At 57.3% G+C, this 16,904-nt stretch carries 13 protein-coding genes; 6 read left to right on the top strand and 7 right to left on the bottom strand.

The window, feature by feature from the left end:
* Positions 1–81: 81 nt before the first annotated feature.
* Positions 82–420 carry an ATP-dependent Clp protease adaptor ClpS gene (locus BGIM_RS0133215; RefSeq protein WP_020473973.1) on the bottom strand — a complete coding sequence of 113 codons (339 nt, stop codon included), beginning with the start codon at positions 418–420 and terminating at the stop codon, positions 82–84.
* 180 nt (positions 421–600) lie between these two features.
* Here BGIM_RS0133215 and BGIM_RS0133220 point away from each other — a divergent pair, with 180 nt between their 5' ends.
* Positions 601–984 (top strand): hypothetical protein, encoded by a 384-nt coding sequence (locus tag BGIM_RS0133220; protein WP_020473974.1) that lies wholly within the window; start codon positions 601–603, stop codon positions 982–984.
* Positions 985–996: 12 nt separating this feature from the next.
* Here BGIM_RS0133220 and BGIM_RS0133225 read toward each other — a convergent pair whose 3' ends face one another.
* The gene (locus tag BGIM_RS0133225; RefSeq protein WP_020473975.1) at positions 997–1,623 is read right to left on the bottom strand and encodes a trimeric intracellular cation channel family protein; all 627 of its coding nucleotides are present in this window, start codon (positions 1,621–1,623) and stop codon (positions 997–999) included.
* Positions 1,624–1,664: 41 nt separating this feature from the next.
* The gene (locus BGIM_RS0133230) at positions 1,665–2,303 is read right to left on the bottom strand and encodes a hypothetical protein (RefSeq protein ID WP_020473976.1); all 639 of its coding nucleotides are present in this window, start codon (positions 2,301–2,303) and stop codon (positions 1,665–1,667) included.
* A gap of 251 nt (positions 2,304–2,554) precedes the next feature.
* Between BGIM_RS0133230 and BGIM_RS0133240 the strand changes: the two genes are divergently transcribed.
* Genes BGIM_RS0133240 through BGIM_RS53720 form a run of 3 tightly spaced genes read left to right on the top strand, consistent with a single transcriptional unit; the run spans position 2,555 to position 6,985 of the window.
* Positions 2,555–3,955 (top strand): sugar porter family MFS transporter, encoded by a 1,401-nt coding sequence (locus BGIM_RS0133240; protein WP_020473978.1) that lies wholly within the window; start codon positions 2,555–2,557, stop codon positions 3,953–3,955.
* Positions 3,952–4,842, top strand: a complete 891-nt coding sequence (locus BGIM_RS0133245; RefSeq protein WP_020473979.1) for a carbohydrate kinase family protein — start codon at positions 3,952–3,954, stop codon at positions 4,840–4,842. Before BGIM_RS0133240 ends, BGIM_RS0133245 begins: the two co-directional genes overlap by 4 nt.
* A gap of 7 nt (positions 4,843–4,849) precedes the next feature.
* Positions 4,850–6,985: a glycoside hydrolase family 32 protein gene (locus BGIM_RS53720; RefSeq protein WP_020473980.1), complete on the top strand. Its 2,136-nt coding sequence runs from the start codon at positions 4,850–4,852 to the stop codon at positions 6,983–6,985.
* Between the two features lie 58 nt (positions 6,986–7,043).
* Here BGIM_RS53720 and BGIM_RS0133255 read toward each other — a convergent pair whose 3' ends face one another.
* Positions 7,044–12,164 carry a hypothetical protein gene (locus BGIM_RS0133255; RefSeq protein ID WP_020473981.1) on the bottom strand — a complete coding sequence of 1,707 codons (5,121 nt, stop codon included), beginning with the start codon at positions 12,162–12,164 and terminating at the stop codon, positions 7,044–7,046.
* 163 nt (positions 12,165–12,327) lie between these two features.
* On the opposite strand from BGIM_RS0133255, the gene BGIM_RS0133260 reads away from it, so the two are divergent.
* On the top strand, positions 12,328–13,182 hold the full coding sequence (locus BGIM_RS0133260) for a VWA domain-containing protein (RefSeq protein WP_020473982.1): 855 nt from the start codon (positions 12,328–12,330) through the stop codon (positions 13,180–13,182).
* Here BGIM_RS0133260 and hemH read toward each other — a convergent pair.
* From hemH to arfB, 3 genes are all read right to left on the bottom strand, one after another.
* Positions 13,136–14,176, bottom strand: a complete 1,041-nt coding sequence (gene hemH / locus BGIM_RS0133265) for a ferrochelatase (RefSeq protein ID WP_020473983.1) — start codon at positions 14,174–14,176, stop codon at positions 13,136–13,138. The two genes, BGIM_RS0133260 and hemH, sit on opposite strands and share 47 nt — an antisense overlap.
* A 138-nt stretch (positions 14,177–14,314) precedes the next feature.
* Positions 14,315–14,614, bottom strand: coding sequence for a 4Fe-4S dicluster domain-containing protein (locus tag BGIM_RS0133270; protein WP_020473984.1), 300 nt, complete (start codon positions 14,612–14,614; stop codon positions 14,315–14,317).
* Positions 14,615–14,759: 145 nt separating this feature from the next.
* The gene (arfB, locus tag BGIM_RS0133275; protein WP_020473985.1) at positions 14,760–15,182 is read right to left on the bottom strand and encodes an alternative ribosome rescue aminoacyl-tRNA hydrolase ArfB; all 423 of its coding nucleotides are present in this window, start codon (positions 15,180–15,182) and stop codon (positions 14,760–14,762) included.
* A gap of 86 nt (positions 15,183–15,268) precedes the next feature.
* On the opposite strand from arfB, the gene BGIM_RS0133285 reads away from it, so the two are divergent.
* On the top strand, positions 15,269–16,900 hold the full coding sequence (locus tag BGIM_RS0133285; protein WP_020473986.1) for a glycosyltransferase family 39 protein: 1,632 nt from the start codon (positions 15,269–15,271) through the stop codon (positions 16,898–16,900).
* The last annotated feature ends 4 nt before the right edge of the window (positions 16,901–16,904 follow it).

Here is a 16,904-nt window from a genome sequence, read left to right on the forward strand (position 1 = left end):
CGGCGGTGGTGGCGGTCGGCGATAAGTGATGTGTAAAGAAAAGGGCCAACCAATAAATGGTTGGCCCTTTTCTTTTTTAGATCAGATGGCCGGTTCGATTCGGCAGCTCAACGGGCCGAGGGGTCGGCCGTCCCGGAAGTGTTTTTCGTGGTGAGTCAGGATTTGATCCAGTTTTAACTCGGCCACTTCTTTTGACCCGGTCCAGACGACGGCCTCCCCGTTTGTGTGGGCTTGCAGCGTCAACTCAAAGCTTTTTTCCGTTGAATAGCCGAACACTTTTTGAAGCACCACGATGACGAATTCCATCGTGTGATCGTCATCGTTTTCGATCAACACATGATAAGGCGGCTGAACTTTCGGACGTGTTTTTGATTCTGGTTCCGCAACCGGGGCGGAATTACTGTTCCATGCGGGGGGCATTGCCGATCCTCCAAATACAGGCTCCTCCATTGTTGCCGAGAAACTTGAGCCGATCTTCCGAAATTTTGAGGAAAATTTCAAACTATCGCGCGCAAGGGGGCACTTACCTTGCGTTTCAATCATGTATTATTCCGTATCCGGTCCCCGAACCCGGCCTTTATGGTCGCCGGGGGGTGGCACATGTTGTTTTGCCAAAAACACTTCCGTCGAATCTTGGCCGCCGGGCTGGCGATGCTGGCTCTTGCCCCGTCGTCTCTGTTGGCCGGGTGGATGGGCTTCCGCAACGACACCGGACAGCCCGTGATTATCCAAGAAACATACGCGACCGGCCGGACCGGGCGCCCCCAGAAGATTTTTGCCAACGAGACGATACGGGATACTCCCCCGGCCGCTGATATCTTGCGCAAATTTACCATTTACGACGCGAACAAGCCTGACCGGGTTCTGGCCACGGGAACCTTTCCGGCCCCGTCCGCCAAGGACAATCTGCTTTACGTCATCAAGACGGATGCCAGGGGGAATATCACCATCGAGCCTGTTCAAACGCCCACCGCGAAGAAATAAAAGGCAACCGGTTTAAATCCCCTTCCATTCGTCGTCGATTTTCAGGACCGGCAAGCTCCATTCGTTCAAAATCGAGCCGAATCGAAGGGTGCCGACGACGCCCATTCCCAAAAGAGCCGCCCACCATTGCGGCACGTCAATCATTTGAAGAATCACATAGCATCCCGCCCCGGACATGGCCGCCGACGCATAGAGATACTTTCCCTTCAATAACAACGGCACCTCATTGCAAAGCGTGTCGCGGATCACGCCTCCGGCAGTGGCGGTCATTGTTCCCATGATGACCGCCACGATTCCCCCTTTGCCACATTGCTCGGCCGTGTAGGCCCCGGCGATGCTGTAGAGCGACAGGCCGACCCCGTCGACAAGCCCCAGCAATTGTTGCGGAGGGCGTCGGCCCCGCAGGAAGATGTAGGTGACGGCGACCGCCCCGATGATGATGAACAAATACGCCGGGTCGGCGATCCACGCGATGGGGTGACGGTTTAACAGCAGATCCCGCAGCGTGCCGCCGCCGACGGCCGAGACGACGGCGATGATAAACACGCCCATCAGGTCCAGTTGCTTGCGACCGGCCGCGAGGCAACCGCTGATGGCGAACACGCCGACGGCGATCAGGTCAACAATATGGGGAATCATTCGACTTCCGGTCTCGGCATCTCTCGGAGCCTCTTTGATAATCACCCCCGGCCAAGGTTCAAGCCCGTGACCTCCCAAGCCCGTCGCCGGTCGGACGCCGGGGCCTCGGCGTGGCCGGTCAGCAACCGCCACGCCAGTCGGTAAGCCTGCCGGTGTTCGGGCGTCAGGCCCGGAAACGCCAGCGAGTCTGGAGAGAGGCGATCCCGCAGGGCTTCCCGCAAGTGTCGGGCGGCTGACACATCCCGGCGGTCGTTCAGATGATCGAACCACGCTTGGGAACCGTCGAAGCGCGTTTCCACACGGTCGAACGGCTGCACATCCTCGGCAAATTGAACCGTGAGCAAACTGGTTTCGCCGAAGCGAGCATCCCCGTCGTGGGCCGGCCACGCCAGCCAGCCGTCTTCAGCTTGGGCAATCAAGAACACCGGCCGAACCGGGAAGAGTTGTCGATAAGCCCGCTGTTCAGCCAGCGTCGCCCGCCGATCAAAAACCGCCCGCGAGCCATCGGCCCGAAAGACTCCCCATCCGACAAACCGCCCCGGCAATTCATACCGCGTGACAACCCCCTCGACGCGCACCGTGACCCCGCCCCCGCCCAACGACGGGGCCAGAAACTCCCCGGAGCGGAATCGGTCTTCCGCGAGGGCCAGTTTGTTCAGAAGGTGGTGAATCTTCGCCATGCGGCAGTGATGGAGATGCGAGCCGGAAGGTTCGGGCTGTCAGTTGTCTTCGATCTTGGCTGGCCCAAACGGAAAGCGATAATCTTCGCTTCTCGCTTTCCGTTGAGAACCTTCCCCAAGGCTGTCCAAAATTTGACGTTTGACAGCGCACAGCTTTTTTCTGGTGGTGATTTTGCAACTTCCAATGGGCAAACGCCCTTGCCCCGCCATAATCAACTGACATCTGCATTTTAATACGAATCGACCAGACGATGAACGCTCTCCCCGTTTCAACCGTCGAAGGCGCCTCTCCCGTTCCCCTTAGTGCGGTGGTCGCCAAGGCCGCGCTGGTGGCGGCCTTGGGCGGCCTGCTGTTCGGCTTCGACTCTGCCGTGACTTCAGGCACTACGGATGCCTTGCAAACGGTCTTTGATCTTAACAATTTTTGGCTCGGTTTTACCATCTCCAGTGCAATGGCCGGCACGGTGATCGGTTCGATGGTTGCCGGACCTTTGGCCAATCTTCATGGACGGAAAAAGATTTTGTTCGTGCTCGCGATCACGTATCTGATTTCGTCGATTGGTTGCGGGCTGGCTCAAAGCTGGTGGTTTTTTCTGACGGCCCGGTTCTTGGGTGGTTTGGCAATCGGTGGATCGTCTGTTGTCGCTCCGTTGTACATTGCCGAAATCGCTCCACCCGTATGGCGGGGTCGGTTGGTGGGCCTCAACCAGTTAAACGTCGTCGTCGGGATACTTCTCTCGTTCGTCTCGAACTACGCCATCGCTTCATGGCTGGATTCGGAAACGGCTTGGAGATGGATGCTTGGCGTGGTGGCCGTGCCTTCGCTGGTGTTCTTTTTGTTGGTGTTCACCATTTCCGAAAGCCCCCGTTGGCTAGCCTCAAAAGGGAAATTTGACGAGGCCCGCTTGGTGCTACGTCAGATAGGGATTGCTGATGTGGAAGGGGAGTTGTCCGCGATTCGCACTTCGCTTGCGGACGGGGCAAACGCCGGACAGGATCGATTGTTCCAAGCCCGTTACGGCCGGATGATTTTTCTGGCGTGGGCGGTTGCTATGTTCAACCAACTCTCCGGCATCAACGCCTTGGTGTATTACACCCCGAAGATCTTCCAAATGGCCGGAGCCTCACGGGATTCGGCTTTGCTCCAATCCGTCGCCCTTTGGGGAACCAATCTGGTATTCACCGTTTCGGCCATGTTCATGATTGATCGCTTTGGCCGGCGGCCGTTGTTGCTTGTCGGGTCGGTCGGGACGGCCGCTTGTCTTGGGTTGGTGGCTGTTCAAATGGCGAAAGGCGATCAAGCCAACGGAACAGTGTTACTGGCGGCTTTGTTGGGTTTCATCGCCTTTTTTGCTTTCTCGCAAGGGGCGGTGATTTGGGTGTTTATTTCGGAAGTGTTCCCGAATGCCGTGCGGGCCAAGGGGCAGGCATTGGGTAGTTTCACACACTGGTTCATGGCGGCCGCCATCTCGTGGTCGTTCCCGGTGGTGGCCGCGGCCTCCGGGGCGGCGGCGTTTGCCTTCTTCGCGGCAATGATGGGTCTTCAGTTTCTGTTCGCGTGGTTCATCATGCCCGAGACCAAAGGCGGAACCTTGGAACAAATCGAACAGCGATTCGGCCGGGAATCCGCCAAGGAGACCAAAGTCGCATGAACCTGCGAATCACAGCCATCGGCGAAGTGTTGTGGGATCTCCTGCCGGAAGGCCGACAACTTGGCGGGGCTCCGGCGAACTTTGCCTGTCATGCCCGCAGTCTGGGAGCCGACGCGACGCTGATTTCTCGCGTGGGGCAAGATGATCTTGGCCGGGAAGTTTTGGCCCGTTTTGCGGCGAAAGGCTTTCCACCGGAGACCATCCAACAGGATAACAATGCCCCAACCGGAACCGTTTCAGTCGAAGTGGATGCCGGGGGGCAACCCAAATACACGATTCATGCGGATGTCGCTTGGGACCATCTTCAGGCCGATGAGTCAGCAGGTCAGGCGGTCGCCAAGGCCGACGCGATTTGTTTCGGCAGTTTGGGCCAACGCTCCGCTTTGGCAAGATCATCGATTCAAACACTTGTGAAATCCGCCCGGCCGGAAACGCTGCGGGTGTTTGATGTCAATCTTCGCCCACCATTTTGGACGCGGGAAGTGGTCGAGCAGTCAATCCGGCTGGCTGATGTGTTGAAACTCAACGATCAAGAGCTGCCGATTTTGGCCGGGTTGTTTGGGATCAGCGGCGACGAACGAGAACAGGTAACCGGGTTGGCCGGGCGTTTCCATCTCAAACTCGTCGCCCTGACGCGCGGGGCAGGGGGCAGCCTGCTGCTCGCGGAAGAGCGATGGTCGGAACATCCGGGTTTTCCGGTGACGGTGCGCGATGCCGTGGGGGCGGGGGATTCGTTCACCGCGACCCTCGTTGTTGGCTGGCTGCGGCATCACGATCTCGACGATATCAATCGAATGGCCAACGAAGTGGCGGCCTATGTTTGCACCCAGCCGGGAGCCACCCCGGACTTGCCCGAGCGACTGACAGCCCGTTTTCAAACTTCATGAGGCAACCATGTCCGCACGACTTTCTCCCGTCGTATTTCTGATGTTCGCCCTCACCGGATTATGCCGGGCCGATCAACCGGACATTCTCTTCGCCGATTTTGAGGGCGACGATTACGGAAATTGGAAAACCACCGGCACAGCCTTCGGGTCAGCCCCGGCGAAGGGGACGCTTCCGGGGCAGATGCACGTTGGCGGCTTCAAAGGAAAAGGGCTTGTGAACAGTTTCCTTGGCGGCGATGACGCCTTGGGAACGCTCACTTCCCCGGAATTCAAGGTGGAACGCAAACACATCTCCTTCCTCATCGGCGGCGGGGGATATCCCGGCAAAACCTGTGTGAATCTGGTCGTCGAGGGGAAGGTTGTCCGCACCGTCACCGGGCCGAATACCAAAGCGGGCGGCAGCGAGGAACTCGCCCCGACCGCATGGGATGTGACCGATTTGGCGGGCAAGATGGCCCGCATCGTGATCGTGGACGAGGCCAAAGGGGGGTGGGGACACATCAACGCGGACCATTTCGTGTTCACCGACAAAAAACCGGCGGTTCCGGCTCCGTTGGTCACGAAGGAAAAAGCGTTGACGCTGGAGAAGCGATACCTGCATCTGCCGACCAAGACGAGCCAGCCCGAGGGAAAGAAGCAGCGTGTATCGCTTATCGTGGATGGCAAAACCGTCCGGGATTTCGACATGGAATTGTCCGACAAACCCGAATGGTTCGCCCATCTGGATGTGACCGCTTGGAAGGGCCAAAAGGTCACCCTTCGGGCGGTCAATCTGCCGGAAGACTCCAAGGCCCTTGATGCCGTCACCCAAGCCGATGAAATTTGGGGAACCGACGCGCTATACCGTGAACCGCTTCGGCCGCAGTTGCACTTCTCCCCGCGACGGGGCTGGACGAACGATCCCAACGGAATGGTCTTTGCCGATGGCGAATATCACTTGTTCTTCCAACACAACCCGTATGGCTGGCATTGGGGCAACATGCACTGGGGCCATGCCGTCAGCAAGGATCTCGTCCGTTGGGAGGAGTTGCCGATCGCCCTTTACCCGCCGAAATTCGATGACATGGCTTTCTCGGGCAGCGCGGTCGTGGACAAGGCCAACACATCCGGTTGGAAGAAGGGGGACAACGAATTGCTGGTCGCCGCGTTCACCAGCACCGGCCGGGGGGAGTGCATCGCGTATTCCAACGACCGGGGCCGAACGTGGACGGAATACGAGGGCAACCCGGTTGTCAAGCATGCCGGCCGCGATCCCCGGTTGTTGTGGGACAGCGTTTCCAAAACATGGATCATGGCCGTTTACGACGAGAAGGACCGGAAACAGTGGATCGTTTTTCACACTTCGCCGGATTTGAAAAAATGGACGGAGCAAAGCCGGATCGATGGTTTTTTTGAATGCCCGGACATTTTTGAACTGCCGGTGGACGGTGACGCCACCAAGCGGAAATGGGTGCTGACGGCCGCCAACAGTGACTACATGATCGGCTCTTTCGACGGCAAATCATTCACCCCGGAGACAGCCAAACTCAAGGGGCATCGTGGCCGCGGATTCTATGCCGCCCAGACGTTCAGCCATGATCCCAAGGGCCGGGTTGTTCAGATGGGATGGTTTCAACTGGCCACGCCCGGCATGTCCTTCAATCAGGCGATGACGATTCCCTTGGAATTGAAACTGGTCGGAACGAAAGACGGCCCCCGGTTGTCTTGGACGCCGGTGAAGGAACTGGAACAATTACGGGCGAAAACGCATTCGTTTGGCCCGATGGAGTTGAAAGTCGGCGAAGACTCGTTGAAGGGCATCAAAGGAGAATTGCTGGAAGTTCGCGCGGAAATCGAACCGGGAGAGGCGGCCGAGGTGAAGTTTGTCGTTCGCGGGCTGACAGTGGTTTACGACACCAAGAAACAGGAAATCGTCGTCAGCGGCCAGCGTGCCCCGGCCCCGTTGCGGGAGGGGAAACAACGGTTGACTATCATTGCCGACCGCGTTGGCTTTGAAATCTTCGCGGACGATGGATTAACCTATGTTCCCTTTGCGTTCACCCCGAAAGCGGATGACCAGTCAGTCTCGCTGACGGTTGTTGGCGGTTCGGCGAAATCGGTGGCCGTGGATGTTCATGAGTTGAAGTCAATTTGGAAGAAGTGAATCGATCTGACACGGCGGGGAATTGCTTCCCCGCCTGTGTTCTCGCAATCAATTGGAACTACTTCGCGGGAATGCTGGATTTCACCCCGGATGCCTCTTCGGTGAACTTCTTGTATGGGTCGGCATATCCGGCGGGCGGGGCATAGCGGCCGCCACGGAGTGGATCGACGCCACTCTTGGGATCGAATTTCACGGAGGCCGGTCCCTTGTCCGTCGTCGGACGAACCATTCGGTTCGTGTTCCAATCACCCTTTTCGGCTTGTTTCTTCAGTTCCGCGATGGTCGCCTCTTGTTTGCGAATCCACTCAGCTTTCTGATCCTCGGTCCATTTCAGGGACTGGTTGAATTCATCATCTGTCAGGTTCTTCTTGAACTTGTCGAGCATCAACTCGGCGGCCTTTAGTTTGTTCCTCGGGTCGGCCGGGTCCGGCTTGCCGTTATCCTCGGGGTTGCCGCCGCCGAGTTCTTTCATGATGTCCGCGAATTCTTTTTGTTTGGCCGGGTCTTCCTGATTCTTGGCCATTTGCTCTTTGAGTTTTTCCATCTGCTCGCGGATCTTGGGATCTTTCATCGCTTCTTTGAGCTTCTCCTTGGCTTCCTCATGTTCCTTCGGATCGGTCTTCTTCATCTTGTCCATAAGATCCTTCAGATCCTTCAGATCCTTCGGATCAGCCTTCGGCGGGTTCTTGGCCATTTCATTCGCTTGCTTCAACATTTCCTCAAGGGCCTTTTTTTCGTCGTCCTTGGAGGCGTTCTTGGCCATCTCTTCCATCTTCTTTTTGGCTTCCTCGGCCTTGGCCGGGTCTTTCATCATGTTCTTGAGTTTGTCTTCAGCTTCCTTCTTCTTGGCCTCCCCCTCCTTGCCCGCCAGTTTGTCGGCCATCTCTTTCAAGTCCTTGGGGTCGGTCTTGGGTTCCGGCTTGTTGCCGTTGGCTTTGGCCATCTCATCCGCTTTCTTGGCGGCGTCTTCCATGTTTTTCTTGTCGTCGGCATTCTTGGCGTTTTTGGCCATTTCTTCCATCTTCTTTTTGGCCGCCTCAGCCTTGGCCGGGTCCTTCATCATTTCGTTCAGTTTGTTCTCGGCATCCTTCTTGGCTTGCTCGTCTTTTCCGGCCATTTTGTCGGCAATGTCCTTCAAGTCTTGCTCTTGTTTTTGCCCGTTGGCCTTGGCCATGTCGTCCGCTTTTTTGGCGGCATCCTCCAGTTTTTTCTTGTCGTCAGGATTCTTGGAGTTGTTGGCCATGTCTTGAAGTTGCTTCTTGGCCTCTTCCGCTTTGGCCGGGTCTTTCATCATTTCGTTTAGTTTGTTTTCGGCGTCCTTCTTGTCCTGTTCGTTTTTCCCGGCCATCTTGTCGGCGATGTCCTTTAAGTCCTTCTCTTGCTTCTGGCCGTTGGCTTTGGCCATGTCGTTGGCCTTTTGAGCGGCATTTTCCAAGTTCTTTTTGTCGTCTGGGTTGTTGGCGTTCTTCGCCATCTCGTTCAACTTGTCCTTGGCTTGATCTCGGTTCTTCGGATCGTTCATCATCTGTTCGAGTTGCTTTTGGGCTTGCTCCCGCTTCATGGGATCATTGCTTTGCAAGTCCTTGGCCATCTCGTTGAGCTTTTGTTCGTCCGGCTTTGGCGTGTCGCCCGACTGGCCGGGTTCGTCGTCCTTTTTCGGGTTCGGCTTGTTCATCGCCTGCTCGACCTTTTTGCCCTCTTCCGGCTTTTTCTTCTTGAGTTGGTCGACCTCTTTTTCCAAGTCCTTCTTCGTTTGTTGATCCTTCTGCCAATCCTTGAGGCGTTGCTCGGCGTCCTTTTGTTCTTGCTGGTCCTTGGAATTGAGTTTTTTGGCCAGTTCGTCGACCTTTTCTTCCGTCGGCTTTTCCTGGTCGTAATTCTTGGCGGCTTCCTCGCCGGCCTTCTTCAAGTCTTGGGCTTTCTTGCGGCTCAGTTGGTCCTTGGCATTCTTTTCAAGCTTGTCCAGTTCGTCGCGTGTCTTCTGGCGGGTTTCCTTGTTCCGCATCAGGCGTTCCACATCGCTCTTGCCCTTGTCGCTGATTTCGGGCTTGGGAGAATTGACCTCCCGATCAAGCTCACCCGCTGTTTCGCGGTCCAGTTCGTTCTTCTCCCCGTTGGGCTGGCCTTGGCCGGGTTGCGGCTTGCCTTCGCTCTTGGCGGTCTCGTCGCCCATGTCATGCTTGGGTTCGGGGCGGTTTTCTCCGGCTTCCGGGCCGCCGCTCTTGGGTTGCGGCCGTTTTTCTCCGGCGGTTTCTTCCATCGGGCCGGATTTCTTCGATTGAGGCCGACCTTCCCCGGCGCCGGGGCGTTCTTTCGGCTTGTCACTCCCGGCCGTTTGGTCGGGCTGGTCTTTTTCACCAGAGCCGCCCATGCCTTCCTTCGGGGCCGGTTGTTTTTCCTCGCCTTGGGTGACTTCCTTTTCGGGCTTGTTGGCTCCCGTTTGCGGCTTTTGGTCGGGATTCATCCCTTTCTGCTCGGGGGATTGCTCCGGCCGGGCACCACCTTTTTCGGGGGGCGGTTCTTTCCCGGCGGGTTGCTTGGGCTCGGGCTTTTGTTTGCTGTCCCCGCCACCACTTCCGCCAAGGGCCTCTTTGTCTTTCGATTCGTCGTTCATGTCCATCGGTTTGTCGCCGCCGGGCTTATTCTCGCTCTTGTCTTCCTTGGTTTTGTCGACCTTACCATCGCGTTTTTCACCCGCCGGGGCGTTGTCGCCCATGTTCTGGTTCGGGTCGTTCTTGGGCATTGGCTTCTGGTCGGCCGGGGGTTCGCCGTTGGGGTCGTTCTTGGGGGCCGGCCGCTGCTCGGACGGTTCCACTTTGGCGTTCGGGTCCGGCCGGGAGTCGGGCTTTTGTTTGCCCTCCTTCTTGGCGTTTTCGGATTCTTTGGCGGCCCGTTCAATCTCTTGATTCTGTTGGTCCTGATTCGGGTCTGGGTTCATGCCTTCTTTCGGCATCGGCATCGGGTTGTTGCCCGTGTTGTCTGGGTTCATCCCGCCGGGCATGGGGTCGCCATCCTTCGGCATGGGATTGCCGTTTTTCGGCATCGGGTTGCCTTGCGGTTGGCCTCCCATCGGCATCGGATTGTCTTGCGGGTTGCCGTCGTTTTTCGGCTCCGGCGGGTTCTGGCCTTTCACCGGCGGTTGGTTTTGCGGGCGTTGTTCGCCCTGAAGTTGCTTGTCTTGCTTCTCGTTGTGGTTCTTTTGTTCCTTGTTCAGTTCCTGATTGCGATTCTCAACCTTCGCTTTTTCTGCGGGGGCTTGAACAGGCGCGATCACCTTGAATCGCTTGGCATTGGAACGGCCGACATTCGGGCCGGGGGGAACGGTGCAATTGTCCCTGGCTTCCACCCAGAATTCGACGGTGCTGCCTTGGGCAATCCGGAAGTTCGGGTTGTTCGGCATTCGGATGTCGGGGAGTTTGACGAAGTCCTTGTAATCGACCCGTATCGGCCACGAGTTGTCTTCTTTCCGCAAGAAGGAGATTCCGTTGCGATAGGGTTTCCCGTCAAGCGACAAATCCCCGGCTCCGACGAGTTTCATTTGCAGGGTCATGCCGTCGATGCCGTGATCGTCGGTGGCAAAGCCCTTCAATTCTAATGTGCCGTTGGCGGGGAGGGTGATTTCGTCCGTCGTGGGTGTTTGCAGTTGCACGGTCGGCGGTTGATCAATGATCGCCCGGACGGGAATGGCTTTCGGCAGCGTCGGGTTCTCTGGCGTGCCGGGGGCGAAACTCACCTTCGCCGTGCCGTCCTTGTCGATGGGCGGCAGTTTGAAGCGGACCCACATCGGCTCGTCCGGCACGCTCGTTCCAATGATCGGCGGCAGACCTTCCAATTGCAATTGCGCGCTCTTCACGCCGCGATTGGTCTTGGCGGTCAGGGTGACAACGCTGCCGCGAATGGCCTCAATCTCCGGCTCCCGGATATCCGTGCCGGTGGCAGGCTTCCAACGCAGATAGGCAGGATATTCATAACTGATGTCAAAAGTCCGGAACACCGGCTTAGGATCAATCACGGCGAGCCGGAAGCGTTTCGGGTCGCTGTTTTTGTCCCCTTCGGTCGTCGTGAACCAGACCCGGTATTGCGATTCCTTTTCAAACGGGACGGCAAACTTGATCGAGTCGGTTTGCCCCTCGATCAGTTGGCCGTCGATGGTGCGGGCTTGGCCGTCGATCTCAATGTGGCCGTTTTTCACATCGCGATTGGTGTGGACGATCAGCGTGGCCGTGGAGGCATATGGGGCGAGCAGGTTCGGGTCGTTGTTTTGCTCGGCCGGCCGTTTGAGGTACGTCGGGTATTCGTAATTCACGTCGAAACCGGTGAATTCTGGGATGATCTTGCAAGTGACGGTATATTCCGGTGTTTGAGTGTTCCCGGCGAGGATGCGATAACGGAAGCCCATCCGCACCTGACGCGGCGGGATGGTCAGTTCAAATTGCCGCTTGTCCGTCTCGGAAACCGTCAGAGGGCGTTCTTCAAAAGTCTCCGGGTCTTCGGGGTTGTACCACAGTCGCAGACGAACCGATTCGCCCGAGTTCGGTTGGGGAATCCGGCCTCGGACCCGCACTTGGAACTTCACGTCTTGGTTGTTGAAAACGGTCACATTCCCGTTGGCCGGTTCTTCGAGGGTTAGGGCCGTTCGTGTCGGCGGCAGAAAAGCGACGATGGCATTGCCAATCAGCAGCACAGCCGCGGCGATTCCAACCCACAAGAGCGTTTTGTTCTCGATGGCCTGATTCAAATCAAGGCCCTTGAGATCCTTGGCGGCTTTTTGGCTGATGGCCGCCCGGATCGAAGGGGGGAGTTTCTGATCGTCTTCCAGATCCACCCATGTGACCAGCGAATTTTTGGCCGTATCGACGTTGAGTTCCAACTCGCGGGCGGCGTAGTACGGATTAATCTCCCGGCGGGAGGGCCGGAAGACGGACCAGTATAGGTAGCCGACGGCCAATGCCCCGTAAACGCCCCAGACCAGATAACCGATCTTCGGTGGCGTTTCATAGGCCCGGTCAATGAATTGCACGATCAGCAGGAAGACCAGCGTGGTGATGGCGACGACCAACCCGGCGGCGAAGAAGTCCAACACGCGCACCCGGCGGCGGGCGGCTTTGAGCTGACGATTGACAAATTCCTCGACTTTGGCCGAATTCGGAGCTTTGGTGGCGTCAAGAAGCGTGGCCATATCGGGAGACTCCGAGCGAAAACTGGTTGGGCGGCCGAGACTTACCGGAATTATAACCGGGAAAACCAACTGTGCCCATCAATATGAAGACGACCCACAAAACACTTCCAATACCGGGAATTGCCATCGACAGGCCGAAATCCGGTTGGTATGGCCGGATATCATGCGTTCCCGTCGTTCCATCTCCCGATCTCGCTGGCTGCTGGCCATTGCATGTTCCCTTGTCATCCATCTGGCGATGGTGGGGAGTTGGTTTGGCGTGAAACCCATCAGGGGCGGGCCTGCCGAAGTTCCGGATACTCTTGTGGACAGCCCGGACGATGACCGGGAGACCACCATTGTCCTGCGGGACCAACCCATAAGGATCATCAAAACGATTGTGGTCCCGACGCCCAAACGCGAAGACGTCCCCGCGCCGTTGCCGAAGAAATTACCCATCGAACAGGGCTCCAATCCCGAACTGAAGCCAGCAAATTATTCGCCGGAGCAAGAACCTTCTTCACCCCTTCCGGCCAACATTCCCAAATTGCACGGCCGGGTGAAATCAGGAAAGACCATTGTTTATCTGTTGGATTGTTCTTCCAGCATGGGAGGCTGCATTCAGCGGGCGAAAGCCACCCTCCAGGAGTCCTTAAAACAACTTGGGCCGGAATGCCGGTTCCAACTGGTGGCGTACAACGGCGGGGCAACGGGTTGCTTCACCGCTTCGCGGCTTCCTGATGAAGATAACTTGGCGGCCGCCGATCAATGGTTGAAAAATTTGGTCGCCGAGGGGCGCAGCGATCATTTGAAAGGGTTCCGCGAGGCTTTAAGCGTCCAACCGGATGCGATCTTCCTGCTGACCGATGCGGACGACTTCGATGAAAAGGAAGTAAAAGCCATTTTGGCCATCACGCCGCCGACGGTCTTCGTCAACGCGGCGATTTTCGGAAGCCCGATGGGCATTCCAATGGTGACACCGCTGGAATATCTCACACGACGGCTGAATGGCTCAATCCGCTGGTATCCCGGTCGCTGACCGCTGGTAGTTGCACTTTTTCGGCGGGCAGCCAACCGGCTCCCTCGTCCTCAATGATCGTCTTCATCGCCTGTATCCACGCCGGATGATCGTTCAGGCAGCGACATTGGTGTAAAATCTCGCCTCCGGCCTCCTTGAAGTGTTCCAGAGATTCGTGGCCGATTTCGTCGATGGTTTCCAGGCAGTCGGCCGTGAAACCCGGCAGCATCACGAACACCTTTCGCACGCCCTGCTTGGCTAGTTTTCCCAGCGTGTCGTCCGTGTAGGGCTTCAGCCATTCATCCTTGCCAAACAAGGATTGATACGTTTGCGTGAACTTGCCTTTGGGAAACTTCAGCCGCTCTTGCAAGCCCCGAGTTGTCCGCACCACATGCGTGGCATAGGGATCGCCCCGTTGGGCGTACTTCTGGGGGATGCCGTGAAAACTGTAAACGAAATGTTCCGGTTCCCATGAGAGCTTTGCCAACTCGTCCTTAATCAAGGCGGCCATCGCATCCAGATAGGCTGGGTGAGCGTAATACGGCGGCACGATGCGGATCGCCGGGACTTTGCGAACTTTCATCAAGGCTTTGAAAAGCGTGTCGGTGGCGCTGGCGGTGGTGGTCGCCGAGTATTGCGGATACATCGGCAAGGCGATCAGGCGATCCACCCCTTGGGCGATCATCTCGTTGACAACATCCTCCAGCGGCGGATTGCCAATCTGCATGCCGAAGCGAACAGGAACTCCGGGGAACATCTTCTGCAACAGTTCCGTCTGGACTTTGGTGTGGTGGAGCAGGGGGGAGCCGGTTTTGGCGTCCCAGATCCGGGCATACTTGGCGGCCGATGCCTTGGGGCGTGTCGGCAGAATGAACAGGTTGAGGATCAGCCACCAGAGCAGCCGGGGAACTTCAATGACGCGGTGATCGCCGAGGAATTGCCGAAGGTATTTTTTGAGGGCGGGTTTGGTGGGGGCATCGGGAGTGCCGAGTTGAATCAACAAAATGCCGGTCATTCGTGCGGTGCGGGGGTTGTGAGCCGATCTACCCATCATGGTAGAGGAAGAGTACGGGTGAAAACAAACACACCCGCCTGGCACGCTTGCAAAAGCACGCCCGTCGGGTGAATTCGTTCGGTTCGAGCAAAAAAGTGATTACTTCTTCTTGCAGCCGGGGCCTTCCTTCGGCGTGACTTTTTCGGTGATGTGGACGTCGGACAGTTTGGCCGCCATGTCCGCGTTGAGTTGGATGTATTTCGTGAACGGTTCGGGCACGTTGGCTTCGCCGTAGATGGCCTCAACGGGGCACTCGGGAACACAGGCTTCACAATCGATGCAATCGTTCGGGTTGATGTAAAGCATATTCTCGTCGCCGTAGAAGCATTCCACGGGACAAACCACGCAACAATCCGTGTAGCGACAGTCATGACACGGTTCGGTGACAATGTGAGCCATTGAAGATTATTCCTTTTCCCAAATGCGTCGGGGATGCAAGACCTGCGGCCGGGAAGTCAGCCGGGGATGTCATCGTTGCCGACATGATTCAATTGAGATAGTATTCGGTCAAAAACTCGTCCAGTGCAAGAAATTTCGTCAGAAATCAATCTTCTCCCTTGGGGCCGCGACGGGCATCTTTCGTGGCCGAGGTTCGGCGTTTGTCGTCCACCCGCCGACGTTTGGAGGCGCGGCTTGGTCGCGTGGCGCGGCGAATCTTCGGCACCGTGGCCGCCACCCGCAGCATTTCGACGAGTTTTTCGAGGCAATCTTCCCGGTTTCGGCTTTGATCCCGCGTGAGTTCGGAGGAAATCACCAATTCCCCCTCGGTGGTGAGCCGACTGCCATATAAGCCGCGAAAGCGGTTTTTAACGACGGCGGGGACGGTTTCGGTCCCGTCGAAATTCCAGCGCAACACCGCTTTGGAAGCGACTTTGTTGACGTTTTGCCCCCCCGGACCGCCGGAACGGGCGAAACTCCACTCGAATTCCTCAAGCGGGATGCGGATGGTCGGTGTTACTTCCAGCATGGCCGTCTCCCTGTCTTGGGATCCTCTTCGTAGTTTACAACAAACATCACCCGGTGTTGACCGTCTCCATTAACCGGAGTGTCAGGATGACCTTCCCCCCCCCGCCGACCGCCTCGCGGCGCACCGTCGTGCTGGCCTTGTTTGGCATCACATTGCTTTCGATCGGTTTGCGCTGGTGGATGGTGGCCCACACGGTCGTCCCGTCGCGGGATTGCCTGGTGTTTGTGCGGATCGCCATGCAGTTGTACGATCCGCCGACATCCAAACTTCCCCCGTTTCGCCAGCTTGACGGACCGGCTGACGTTCTCCGCGAAACCGACCAACCGCCGGGCTATCCGCTGGCCATCCTCGGCATGGCGAAGATGTTGGGTGACGATCTTTCGACAGTCACGGCCGATCAAATGATTTTGGCGGCCCAACTCGTCAGCCTTTTCTCCGGCGTGTTGTTGATTTTTCCAATGTTCGGCGTCGCCTCTCGTGTTTTTGGCCCGGTGGTCGGGTTGCTGGCCTGCCTGTGGTATCAAGTTTTGCCGGTGTTCGTGGAAGTCACCAGTGACGGTCTTTCCGACGGACTGTTTCTGTTGACATCCGTTTCAGCTCTTTGGTTCGGGCTAAATGTGTTTGACCGCGTGACATGGAAGGGGGGATTGCTGCACGGATTGCTGGCGGGCGTCTGTGTCGGGGCAGGGTATCTGGTCCGGCCGGATTCGCTGATTGTCGGGCTGGCCATCGGCTTGATGTTCGCCGCGACGAGCGCCGCCCGTTGGATTCGGCGAGAAAGCGGCCGGGTGGTTTTTTTAGGGGGAATCGGAGTAGTCGTGGGCACGGTCTTGCTCATGTCGCCCTATGTCTCGATCATTGGCAAAATCACCAACAAACCCGCCGGCCAGAAGCTGACCGACACGATTGACGGCGACGAAAACAAGCCAACATACTTTGAGCGCCACAGTCAGCTTCCTGTTGTGCGAATTCCTTTCGCCGCGTGGTGGGATCCGAACACGGACGGCAACGGTTCACGGGTTGTCTGGGGGGCGAAAGCTCTGGGTTCGGAATTCCTCAAAGGAGCCCACTACCTTTTGCCTTTCTTCGCCATTTTGGGAATTTTCCTGTCCCGACGACGCTGGACGGAATCCCCGGTCCTGTTACTCATGTTGATGCTGGGGCTTCACATGGGGGTGCTGTGGTATCTGGCGGTTGGGGTTGGTTATGTTTCACAACGGCACACTCTGTTGAGCGTGATGGTTGCCGCCATCTTCGCGGCTTCTTTCTTGCCTGCCATTGGGGCGTGGGGAGTCGGCATTCTGAAACGCGGTTCCGTGAGATTCTGGATGGGGATGTGGGTTCTCGTCATCCTCGGCTCATGCCTGCCGCGAGATTTTCAGAAGTTGCACGCCGAGCGGGCCGGACACCGGGAAGCCGGGGAGTGGATTCGGCGGGAGGGAGATTCCAAGTATCCGGTCGTCGATCCCTTCGGATGGACGGAGTTCTACAGCGGCCGGACTGTTCGAGGGTGGACGACCGCCACGAATACCGGTCCATTCATGTATTCGGTGATCGAGCCAAACGCCAAATCACATCACTCACGGCTGCCGTGGCTGGAATTGGCGGACAAACTGGCCGCTCGGGGGGAGATCGTCTTCCAATATCCGGCCGATGCGTCTCCCAAGGATGTCAAAGTGGCCGTTTATCGCTCGACGCCGCTCAAACCGGGAGAGTGATTCC

It is taken from the genome of Zavarzinella formosa DSM 19928, assembly GCF_000255705.1.
In the GTDB taxonomy this organism is placed as follows: domain Bacteria; phylum Planctomycetota; class Planctomycetia; order Gemmatales; family Gemmataceae; genus Zavarzinella; species Zavarzinella formosa.